The sequence below is a fragment of the Kitasatospora sp. NPDC093558 genome, from assembly GCF_040683475.1.
Taxonomy (GTDB): Bacteria; Actinomycetota; Actinomycetes; order Streptomycetales; family Streptomycetaceae; genus Kitasatospora.
Genome location: NZ_JBFBDY010001088.1, coordinates 1 through 1,577, shown reverse-complemented (window position 1 = coordinate 1,577; position 1,577 = coordinate 1). Strand labels below are relative to the sequence as shown.

Genomic DNA, 1,577 nt, shown 5'->3' with positions numbered 1-1,577 from the left:
CCGGCCACCAACGAGACGGCTTCTCGCTCACCCTCGACCAGGTGGAGAAGGCCCTCGACACCTATGTCACCGCCGAAGGCGAGCCGGAGGTGGTGATGTTCTCGGGCGGCGAACCCAGCATCCACAAGCACATCCTTGACTTCATCGACGCCGCCCGCGCCCGCCCGATCGCCAACGTCGTCCTCAACACCAATGGCATCCGCCTCGCCACCGACAGCCGGTTCGCACCCGCCCTGGCCGAGCGCGACGTCATCGTCTACCTGCAGTTCGACGGCTTCGACCCCGCCACCCATCTGGCCATCCGAGGCAAGGACCTGCGCGAGCTCAAGCAGCGCGCCCTGGACGCCTGCGCCGCCGCAGGCCTGCGCGTCATGCTCGCAGCCGCCATCGAACGCGACCTGAACGACCACGAGGTCGGCGCCATCGTCCGCTTCGGCCTCGAACACCCGGCCGTGCACGGCGTCGTCCTGCAGCCCGTCACCCACTCCGGCAGGCACCTCGAATTCGACCCGCTCACCCGACTGACCAACTCCGACGTCATCCAGGCCGTCGCGGACCAACTGCCCGACCTGCTCGGGGCCGACGACTTCTTCCCCGTCCCCTGCTGCTTCCCGTCCTGCCGCTCCATCAGCTACCTGCTGACCGACGGTCGGGACGTCGTCCCACTGACCCGGCTCGTCCACCTGGAGGACTACCTGGACTACATCGCCAACCGCGCCCTGCCCGAACCCGGCCTGCGCGGGGCACTGGAGAAACTGTGGTCCGCCTCCGCATTCCCCGGCACCTCCACCACCGCCGCCCAACTGGACTGTGCCACCTGCGGGATCGACCTCCCCAAGGCGCTGCGCGAGGTCGCCGACAAGGCCTTCATGGTGGTCGTCCAGGACTTCCAGGACCCGTACACCCTGAACGTCAGGACCCTGATGAAGTGCTGCGTCGAGATGCTCACTCCCGACGGGCGGATCATCCCCTTCTGCGCGTACAACTCCGTCGGCTACCGCGAACAGGTCCGCGAACAGCTCACCGGCGTTCCGGTCGCCGATGTCGTACCCAACGCCGCCGAACTCCAGCCCCTCCTGCGGCTCTCCCCGCACGGCTCGCGGATCGCCCGGGACGGCGGAACGGCCGCCCGCGACTCGACCGACATCGGACGGCGCCTGCGATGACGACCCCGCCCGACCCGGAGAGGGTCAAGTCCTGCTGTGCCGCGCTCTATCAGTCCGATGCCGTCGCCGCGATCCTCGGAACCAGCCACCACCCGGGCGGCCTGCGCCTCACCCGCCGCCTCGGCCGCCTACTGGAACTCGGCCCCGGTACGCGCGTCCTGGACGTGGCCAGCGGCCCAGGGAGCACCGCGCTCACCTTCGCCGCCGAGTTCGGCTGCGAAGTCGTGGGTGTCGACCTCGGCGAGCAGTCGGTCGCCCGGGCACGTGAAGCCGCCGAAGAAGCGGGTCTCGCCGACCGCGTCACCTTTCGGCTCGGCGACGCCGAACACCTCCCCTTGCCTGACCGGTCCTTCGACGCCGTCGTCTGCGAGTGCGCGCTCTGCACCTTCCCCGACAAGCCGGCCGCCGCCC

General features: G+C 69.9%; 2 protein-coding genes. Both read left to right on the top strand.

The window, feature by feature from the left end:
* Positions 1-1,166, top strand: a 1,166-nt coding sequence (locus AB0O00_RS38735; protein ID WP_363659371.1) for a radical SAM protein, incomplete at its 5' end; no start/stop codon positions are given.
* On the top strand, positions 1,163-1,577 hold a 415-nt coding region (locus AB0O00_RS38730), incomplete at its 3' end, for a class I SAM-dependent methyltransferase (protein ID WP_363659370.1). The genes AB0O00_RS38735 and AB0O00_RS38730, both read left to right, overlap by 4 nt.